Origin of the sequence: Bradyrhizobium sp., assembly GCF_049798375.1 — a bacterium.
In the GTDB taxonomy this organism is placed as follows: domain Bacteria; phylum Pseudomonadota; class Alphaproteobacteria; order Rhizobiales; family Xanthobacteraceae; genus Bradyrhizobium.
On sequence record NZ_JBARGP010000741.1, the window covers coordinates 1 to 8,699 of the forward strand.

Annotated in this window: 9 protein-coding genes, 1 tRNA gene and 2 pseudogenes; 6 read left to right on the forward strand and 6 right to left on the reverse strand. The window is 64.2% G+C overall.

Going from position 1 to position 8,699, the window contains the following annotated elements; all coding sequences use genetic code 11:
- Nucleotides 1-526 precede the first annotated feature (526 nt).
- The 3 genes and pseudogenes from WA702_RS28520 to WA702_RS28530 all read right to left on the reverse strand — a co-directional run.
- Nucleotides 527-718, reverse strand: a complete 192-nt coding sequence (locus WA702_RS28520; RefSeq protein ID WP_425113884.1) for a hypothetical protein — start codon at nt 716-718, stop codon at nt 527-529.
- A complete protein-coding gene (locus WA702_RS28525; RefSeq protein ID WP_425113885.1) occupies nt 711-1,079 on the reverse strand; it encodes a hypothetical protein in 369 nt (122 codons plus the stop codon). Before WA702_RS28525 ends, WA702_RS28520 begins: the two co-directional genes overlap by 8 nt.
- Nucleotides 1,080-1,167: 88 nt before the next feature.
- Nucleotides 1,168-1,609, reverse strand: a pseudogene (locus WA702_RS28530) (alkaline phosphatase family protein); the annotation flags it as partial.
- A gap of 150 nt (nt 1,610-1,759) precedes the next feature.
- Here WA702_RS28530 and WA702_RS28535 point away from each other — a divergent pair.
- The 4 genes from WA702_RS28535 (at nt 1,760) to WA702_RS28550 (ending at nt 4,356) form a co-directional block, all read left to right on the forward strand.
- Entirely contained in the window at nt 1,760-1,915 is a 156-nt protein-coding gene (locus WA702_RS28535; RefSeq protein WP_425113886.1) for a hypothetical protein, read from the forward strand.
- Between the two features lie 532 nt (nt 1,916-2,447).
- Nucleotides 2,448-2,984: a cytochrome P450 gene (locus WA702_RS28540; RefSeq protein WP_425113887.1), complete on the forward strand. Its 537-nt coding sequence runs from the start codon at nt 2,448-2,450 to the stop codon at nt 2,982-2,984.
- Nucleotides 2,985-3,352: 368 nt separating this feature from the next.
- Nucleotides 3,353-3,730: a hypothetical protein gene (locus tag WA702_RS28545; protein ID WP_425113888.1), complete on the forward strand. Its 378-nt coding sequence runs from the start codon at nt 3,353-3,355 to the stop codon at nt 3,728-3,730.
- A gap of 8 nt (nt 3,731-3,738) precedes the next feature.
- Nucleotides 3,739-4,356 carry a hypothetical protein gene (locus tag WA702_RS28550; protein WP_425113889.1) on the forward strand — a complete coding sequence of 206 codons (618 nt, stop codon included), beginning with the start codon at nt 3,739-3,741 and terminating at the stop codon, nt 4,354-4,356.
- Between the two features lie 1,188 nt (nt 4,357-5,544).
- On the opposite strand, the gene WA702_RS28555 is transcribed toward WA702_RS28550, so the two are convergent.
- A tRNA-Leu gene (locus WA702_RS28555) sits at nt 5,545-5,631 on the reverse strand.
- 270 nt (nt 5,632-5,901) lie between these two features.
- On the opposite strand from WA702_RS28555, the gene WA702_RS28560 reads away from it, so the two are divergent.
- Nucleotides 5,902-6,378, forward strand: coding sequence for a hypothetical protein (locus WA702_RS28560; RefSeq protein WP_425113890.1), 477 nt, complete (start codon nt 5,902-5,904; stop codon nt 6,376-6,378).
- Nucleotides 6,379-6,391: 13 nt separating this feature from the next.
- On the opposite strand, the gene WA702_RS28565 is transcribed toward WA702_RS28560, so the two are convergent.
- Nucleotides 6,392-7,591 carry an FAD-dependent monooxygenase gene (locus WA702_RS28565; RefSeq protein ID WP_425113891.1) on the reverse strand — a complete coding sequence of 400 codons (1,200 nt, stop codon included), beginning with the start codon at nt 7,589-7,591 and terminating at the stop codon, nt 6,392-6,394.
- 7 nt (nt 7,592-7,598) lie between these two features.
- Nucleotides 7,599-7,841, reverse strand: a complete 243-nt coding sequence (locus tag WA702_RS28570) for a zinc-finger domain-containing protein (RefSeq protein ID WP_407155279.1) — start codon at nt 7,839-7,841, stop codon at nt 7,599-7,601.
- Between the two features lie 274 nt (nt 7,842-8,115).
- On the opposite strand from WA702_RS28570, the pseudogene WA702_RS28575 reads away from it, so the two are divergent.
- A pseudogene (locus WA702_RS28575) lies at nt 8,116-8,699 on the forward strand (hypothetical protein); the annotation flags it as partial.

The window sequence follows — 8,699 nt, forward strand, 5'->3', positions numbered from 1 at the left end:
AGAGCTCGATGCGCAGAGCAGACCGAGCGTCCTCTTGTTCATAGTCAGAAGCACTTTGAAATGTCCTCACACGCCTCGGCCAATCCGAAATCACTGGAGACGTGATTAGCTCAGATTTCGGCTCCGACACATCAGCAGGTACTTAGAAGATATGGACGGATCAATTGCGGCGAGCGAGCATTGCCGCAATGCCATTCATGCTTGCGATTTTGGAGTTGGACTAATTCTAACTACGCATCACGTCGGCGCCGGCTGCGGCATCCGCGAACACGGTATGGGCGCGCGGCATCGCCGCCTCGATCACAGCCTCATCCGGCGGCTGAATGGGCGGAGTTGACCGCGCCGCACTCCAGTCTCGCAGCCCGGATCGCGCGGCTGGAGGCGCGGGCGAGCTTCCACGCGACGACCAAGCAGCGGGTTGCCGAGCGTCCCAAAGCGGCCTGACAAGACCGCTCGACCTGATGTGCCGAGACATGCGGCGGGTCGCGATCGCTTATCGGCGGCCGCACTGGAGTGGCCGTGCAGATTATGGTGTCGCTGGAGCCGGCTGGTAGCCGTCGGTCAGCGTGCCGAGGAAAGCGATGATGTCGGCGATCTCGGCATCGTCGAACGCCGGCTTCTCGCCGATCTTGCGGTCGTAGGGCGCGTCGACGACGTCGACATTGCCGCGATATTGCACGGGCAGATCGTCGTAACGCTCGGTCTCGCCATCAGGCAATTTGGCATACCGTCTGGACGGATCGGTTTCGCGCTCGACATAGAAGTGCAGCACCTGCTCGAGCGAGCGGAATACACCATTGTGGAAGAACGCTTTTCGCGTGGCGACGTTGCGCAAGGTCGGCGTCTTGAACAGGCCGCAAATAGTTTGGCGCGCTCTGATAGTCCTTGCGCATCGGGCCGCACAGGCCGAGATCGTGGAGATCGGCATCGTTGTTCGCCGCAAGCTCGCGGTTGCGCGGCGCGCCGAGCGCTTCGAACTGATAGTCGGTGAACGCGGGCTTGAACAGGCCGTCACGCGAGGTTCGGTCGATGTGGCAGGACGCGCAATTGCCCTTCGCCGGATCATCGAACAGCTTCAACCCGCGCTGCTCGGCTGTGCTGAGCTCGGCCTTGCCGGCGAGATAGAAGTCATATTTTCTGTCATAGGGATGGAAGCTCGGCTCTTCCGCCGGCCGCGCCGGTGTTCTTCGGGAACAGGTCCATGCGGCCGGCGTCGAACGCCACCTGCTCGGGGACCATAGGCGTGATTCTGGCTCGAGGTGTGCGCCTGCGAGCGGTCGAGGCGGAACGGGTTGGTTGCGCCGGCACCGTTGGCGGAATTCAGGTTCGGGTTGTTGTTCAAGAGGTCCGGCGTCAGGCCATTGATAGCCGGCGTGTTCGGCAGCGCGGTGAAGGCCGGCTCGCCCGGCGGATTGGTCGCGCTCGGATAAGTGCCAAAATAACGATCGAAGGATTCGTTCTCGCCGAAGATGACCACGAGGTGCTTGATCGGGGTCGCGGTGACGAGCGCGTCCTGCGGCGAGGCGGCAAAAGCCGGCATCGCGCCGTTCGCAGCGAGCAGCATCGACAGGCAAAGGGCAGTCGTTGCCCTGCTGATGTGGCGTGGCATTCGGCGCAACGCCGGATGCACTGTGATCGGTTTCGCGCATGACGCGCGTAACGCAGCGGCGGCCTTGTGAAACAGCAATGAAATCTGATCCCGACAGGCTCCTGCCTGGACGCATGTGCCGGGGCTCGGCTGCGACAAGGAGACTGTGCGATGAGTGCGGATATTGGCACCAGGGAGTTGCGCGCGGACGGCACCGGACCGGCGATCCCGATGATGACGCTGCAGGAGCTCAACGCGGATTCCCACGGCACGTTTCGTCGCTATCGCAGGCATCATCCGATCGTCCTGCATGAGAGCGGCAGCTAATTCGTGCTGCGCCTGTCCGACATCGAGCGGCTCAGCAAGGACGGGAGGCTCGTCGGCAGCGGGACAGCCATCCCCGAGATGACCGGCTTCGATCATGGCGCGATGTTCGACGTGTTTCGCTACAGCATGCTGACCGCCGATGGCGAGGTGCATCGGCGGCGCCGTGCGCCGTTCTCGCGCCTGTTCGCGGCGCGCGCGATCGCCGAGATGCGCCCGCGCATCCGGCGCACGATCGAGGACGTCATCGATGGCTGGTACGGCGAAGGCGAGATCGATTTCGTGGAGGCCTTCTCGGGACCCGTTCCCGCCCGCATCATTGCCGACCTGTTCGGGTTGCCAGCGGCGGATATCTCCACCTTCACCCGCGACGCCTATGAGGTGACCAAAGTTTTCAACTTCGGGATGACTCCGGAGCAGCTTGCCGCAATCGAGCAGGCCGGCGAGCGCCTGCGCGACTACATCGGGCGAACGCTGGACGAGCGCCGTCGCAGTCCGCGCGCGGATTTCCTGTCCGCCCGAGGAGGGCGGGGAAATGAATCTCGAGGAGATCCTGTTTCAGATCTTCCTGCTGATCGCTGCGGCCACCGATACGACACGGATCTCGACGGTGATGCAGGACGCGCTGCTGCTGCAGCATCGTGCGCAGTGGGAGGCGGTGTGCCGCGATCCGGCGCTCGTGCCCGCGGCGGTCGCGGAATCGCTGCGGCTCGAGCCCAGTGCCGCGGCCGTCGCCAGGATCGCGGCCGAGCCGATCGATATCGACGGCACGCTGGTTCCGGCCGGCAGCCTCATCACGCTCTCCACGATGTCGGCGATGCGCGACGAGCGGGCGTTCACCAATCCGGATGCGTTCGATATCGGCCGCACGGATCAGATGCGCATGCACGCCGTGTTCGGCTATGGCGTGCACCGCTGCATCGGCGAGGCACTGGCGCGCGCCGAGCTGGAGGAGGTGCTAGCGGCGCTCGCCGCACGCATCCCGCAGCTGCAGCTCGACGTGCCGCCGACCATATCAGGCCATTTCGGCGTCCGCCCCGTCAGCGCGATGCGGGTGTCGTGGAAGCCGTAGCAGGGACTGTGAAACGACGGCGTCCGGACAAGCCTTTGCTGAAAATATTTTGACAGTGACCAAATAACCGTACGGGCAGCGTTGCGATAATTTTGTGCACTCATCGCAATTCCGGAAAATCTGCGCATGTTCGGCGCGGAGGTCGAGCAGGCCGCGGCAGAGCGCTTGGCGCGGGGGGCCTTGACCTGCTTCGGCTTTCTGGCGGCGACTGGCATGGCAACCCTGGCGACGCGGTACGCAGCACAAGGACCGCGCGCGGCGCAGAATGTTCCATAACCTTGTTAAGGCTCGTTTCGGGCCGTTTCTGTTCCTTGCCAATCCCGACCAGATAGGGTGATGTCTCGCTTGGTTTGTGGGGCGAGTTGACGATGGGGCGCAGGGCCGGGCTGCTGATCTATGCCGTTGTTTTGATCTTGGTGGGGTCTCTGACGGCAGCCTTCACCTATAGCGCAAAAGGCATCTCCATCGCCGGATGTCGGCCCGCGCCCGACCCCGACCAGTTCATCAGCGCCTGCGGCAGCCCGACCTTCGGCGACTACGAGCACGATGCTTTCTGGTTCGGCCTCGAGCCCGCCGCGGTGGCAAACATGAAGGCGGCCGATGTGATCTTCACCGGCTCAAGCCGCACGATGTTCGGGTTCAGCACCACTGAAGTGAGGTCGTATTTTGCGGCGCGCGGGCTGCACCAGTTCAACCTCGGGTTCAGCGGTGAGGACGGGGCCCCTTCTTCGGCGCGCTGGCGCTGAAGCACCACTTGCACCCTCGGGTGCTGGTGATCGGCATCGACCCTTATTTTACCGAACGCCTGAGCCCGCCGGCCGCAGCGGCGATGAGCTCCCGTTGGGAATTCGTCCGCGCGTGGGTCAAGCGAACGGAGATCAGGCTTCAGGTGCCCCTCTGCCGGTGGCACATCCTGAATTGTCGCGCGCAAGCGATCACCGCATTCCGGTCGTCGACTGACGGTTATTTCACCTGGCGCGACGTGCTGCTGAAGGATCGCGAGCATCCCCGGCCGCACGACACGCGCTTGCGGGATTTCCAGGTCAATATCCCGTTTGCCGCCCAGGCGGCCAAGGCTTTCCTGGCGCGGATCGACATGCCGGCGGCCTGCGTGGTGATGGTGCCGATGCCGACGACCCGGATCTGGCCGAAGCCCGACCCGATCAAGCGTGTCGCGGACGCAGTCGGCGCGATGTATATCGATGCCGATACCGGCGACGACCTCGCCTTCGTCGACGAGATGCACCTGTCGTATTGGAGTGCGAAACGGTTCTCCGCCGAATTCCTGCGCGCCTTCGACCGGCTGCCGCAGACCTGCCTCGGCGTGCCGGCGCCGCTGGTCGCCACGGCGAGCGCGCCGAAAAATCCATAACTCAGGTACTCGCCGATCTCGCCCCGGGTCAGCTGATGACGCGATACTTTTTCGCCTGTTTCCGCCTGATCGGTGCCGCCGCTTCGGACGCCCATAGGCAAGCAGCCCGCGCGTCGAAGCGCTAGAGGATTTCTTCCAAGGAGGCGGGCACGGTCAGCGCGTTTGACATGGGAATCCAATCGATATTCGGAGCGGCAATAGAAACTAGCGCGCCCGATCGTCGCGGTTGCAGAAAAGTCAGAACATTACTTTGAAATGGCGCGGGCAGCCGGACTTGAACCGGCACGAGATTGCTCCTGAGGGATTTTCTCGCCAGCTACAGCTTTCGTCGCCAAAGCCATCGCGCGTTCGCGCTCGGGCTGAGTTTGTGGTCTGGACTATGCCTTCACTATGGGCGCGTTCGCGCCTTTAGATGCTGCGCGTCTAGTCTCTACACCTTCCGCCGGCCCGTTCGTGCCGGAAGCCTGGAATTATGGTGACAGTGCTGGAGTGCACTTAACTATTTCAAAGCGTTCGTATCCTCAGATGTTCGACTGGCCATCTTAAAATCTCGCGGTCCCTCGGAGGGAGCTGCTGCGTCTCCATTAGCCTCTCACGCCGTCTACGCCCGCATATCCGCCCTGCGCAAATTGCCCGTCGTGCCAACATGCCGCACCAGTCGGCGCTTGAGTCGTCGGGCAAATCACCGGAATAATGCCACCCGTCTCACCCGAATGAGGGGCGGCTCGCGATCGTCACGACGTTGCGGTGAGATGCGGTGGACGTGGCTGCCATGTGAGACGAGCGTGGCGGCGCGGACGGCGAAGTCGTGTGGTTCTGGCGCCGCGGTGCTGGCGCAATGTGGTGGTGCGGTTATGCGCCACTGCACACGGGGGCAAAAAAGCCGTTCCCCGGGGAGATCACGAAGCAGCCGTTAAAACCAGCCGCGCAGGGAAGGCCGGGATGCATCGGCCATGCCTGTGGTTCCTGCCCCGTGCATTTTGTTCGCACGGGGGCCATGGGTGGTGGCCAAGCACCCGGTCTTCCCTGCGCCCTCTGCGATACCGGAGGGCAATCGATCGCCAAGCTCGGACGCAGGCCGCGTCGTCGAGAAGGTTTCGCTATGTTTTCGCGCTGTTTGATAAGTGAACGTCCTTTGGCGAGCCGTTGGGCCGACGCGCTTTCCGGCCGTTGCGCGTGCCGCCGAGATGGTGCGGACGGTGGGACTCGAACCCACACGACGTTGCCATCGAGGGATTTTAAGTCCCTTGCGTCTACCGATTCCGCCACGTCCGCATTTGAGATCAGAGACTTAGCGCGCCATTCGCGGAAAGGGAATGAGGCGATCAATCGCTTCTCGGCTCATCCCATGCTTAAGCCAGCCAGGCTGCCCCGGTAAAGCCTCAATCCCGACATTAGCAGATGCGCTGCCGGGATGCCGCGCGCTTCCAACATGATGTCGCGATTTGGCGCTATATCGTTGTCGTTCGCGCGCTTTTCGAATCGGCGTCGCCCGCGGGGCGGACCGGCGACGATGTTTTAAGGTGGATGGAATATCGAGGCCAGATGATCGTCTCTGACTGCCGACGCGCGCGGGCCATCCGCGGTGCCAATTTCGCTGCGCTGCTGGCGCTGTCCTCAGCGCTCGCCGGTTGCGCCGGCATGAGCGACACCGTATCGACGGCCTTTGCCGACCCGGCCAAATACGACCTCTATGACTGCAAGCAGTTGGAGACCGAGCGCAAAATGCTGGCTGGCCGGTCGGCCGAGCTGCAGGGGCTGATGGCCAAGGCGGACACCGCCACCGGCGGGGCGGTGATCTCCGAACTCGCCTATCGCAACGACTACATCGCGATCAGGGGCCAGTCGCAGTTCGCCGAGGAGGCGTGGCGCAAGAACAAATGCGTGGAGACGCCGCCACCGCCAGCCAAACCTGCGGCAGCAAAGCCGGGCAAGTCGGCGTCGAAGCCCGCACGCGCCGCCAGGCCGGCCCGGCCGGCCGCGCCCGTATCGACTTTGCCGAAGGATGGCTCGACCTACTGACCGGACTGCAAAGTCAGAGCCGCCAGTCGTAGATCCAGCTTTGCCGCGCCAGCATCCGGCGCGGGCCGAGCGCCTGAATGGCGAGATCGCGCGCCAGCGCCATCGGCCCGCCGAGATGGTAGATTTGCCCCTGAAATCGCGCCGCGCGCTGGACCTTGCCGACCCGGGGACGACGTCGCGCTGCATAGTCCTTCAGGGCCGCAGCGACACCGGCCGTGCCGTCGAGCCGGCTCTCGCTCAACGTCTTCGCCAACACCGCGGCATCCTCGATGGCCATGCCGGCGCCCTGGGCGGCGAATGGCAGCATGGCGTGCGCCGCGTCCCCGAGCAGCGCGACCGCGCCGCTGGCCCAGGCGCCATCAGGCACGCCGAACAGCGCCCATTTGCGCCAGCCATCCACCGCATTGAGCATCATTCGGGCCGACCCCTGCCAATGCGCCGCCGCAAAGGCATTCTTGAGCTCGGCGGCGTCGCCGTCAGCGCTCCAGCCCGGCCGATTCCAGGTCCCGGGCACGACGGCGACCACGTTGATCTGACGGCCGCCCGAGATCGGGTAGGCGACCAGATGCGCGTCGGGACCCATCCAGAGCTGGACGCGGGCGGCGGTGAGCTCGCGCGGCAACTGCCGCGCCTCGAGCGTGCCGCGCCAGGCGATCAGGCCTGAGAACTGCGCACCCGCGCGCGAAAACATCTGGTGGCGCACCGTCGACCACACCCCATCGGCACCGATCAGGGCCAAAGCGAGATCCTGTTGGCGGTCATGCCCCTTGCGCTGGACCACGGTCAGGCCCTTGGCGTGGGCGGTGGCCTCCTCGAACTGGCAGCCGAGGCGCAGCTCGATGTCGGGATGGGCCTCGACCTCGGCGAGCAGGCCGGCCTGGAGATCGGCGCGATGGATCACCCAATAGGGAGCGCCGGCGCTCTGGCTGGCGGCCTCGCCGAGCGGCAAGCGGGCGATCTCGCCGCCGGCCCGCGCGCTCATGATGCTGACGGCCTCTGGAATCACAGCGCGCGCAGCTAGGCGCGGCTTCAGGCCGAGATCGATCAGGATTCGGCTGGCATTGGGCGACAGCTGCAGGCCGGCGCCGATTTCCTCGAGCCGCTCCGCCTTCTCCAGCACCACGACTCGAAAGCCCTTGGTCGCCAGCGCGAGTGCCGCCGTCAGTCCTCCGATGCCCGCGCCCGCGACGAAAATGGTACGAGACGCCACCACTGCCTGATCAGGCGACGTCCTTCAGTACGCATTCCGGTGGCCGGGCTTCGCCGGCGGCCAGGTCGGACGCGAAACGGTACAGCGTCGAGCAGTACGGGCAGATGATTTCCTTGTCGTTGCCGAGATCAAGGAAGACATGCGGATGGTCGAACGGCGGATTGGCACCCACGCACATGAATTCATGCGAGCCGATCTCGATGACGGGAACTCCGGCATCATTGTGGAAGTGCGGGACGATGCTATCGGCCATCGAATTCACCTTGAGTGGCAATGAGAGCGAACACAATCGACACAGCGCTCTTGATCTGATACGGGCGCCATGAAACGGCGCGACCATACTGTCGGATGGTGCCGTTTCCTAGTGGCGGGAACCATGAGTCCTGTGTGGCTCATGCCGTTATTTTCGCAGTCGAGATTCGACACAATCCCGGTTCTGCCGAGAAGCCCTCCTTTCGTCGGGGCCGTTGTGTCTTGCTATCGGCACATTATCTTCTGTCACGGAAAAGAGAGCGGATTTCCACGTGATGCGAGCACGAATCAGCACGGGTCTGGCCGGGTTGGCCATCAGCATCGCCGTTGGTGCTGCGATGTGGCCGCATGTCCGTCATGCCGGTTCGGTGCTCGCTGCGCAGGATGACCCGGCGCAACTCGCCGACCTGCAGCTCGATACAGCCTTGCAACAGGACCGAGCCGCTATCGCAGGAAATATCGACGCGGCGCTGGCGGTCGGAGATGCCGACTTGGCCAACAGTTTCGTCATGCTCGCGCAGGACAAGCACCTCACTCTGAGCGATGAGCTAACGCAGCGGGTGAGCGACGCCGTCGCTGAGGAAAGTTCCGCAACCCACGTCGCCAAGCGCTTCGCCACCGGGCTTGTCACCGGCACGGCAGATGATGTCGCGAGCCTCACCGGCACGGTTGCGGGCGACCTCTTTGTGTTCGGCGATATCCGCGATGCGATTCGCGAGGGCAAGCATCTGGCGATGGGCGAGGACACCGACCGTCTGGTGCTCGGGCTCGCCGCCGCGGGCCTCGCCGTGACCGCGGCGACCTACGTCTCCGCTGGCGGCGCCACGCCTGTGCGCGCGGGACTGTCGCTGGTCAAGGA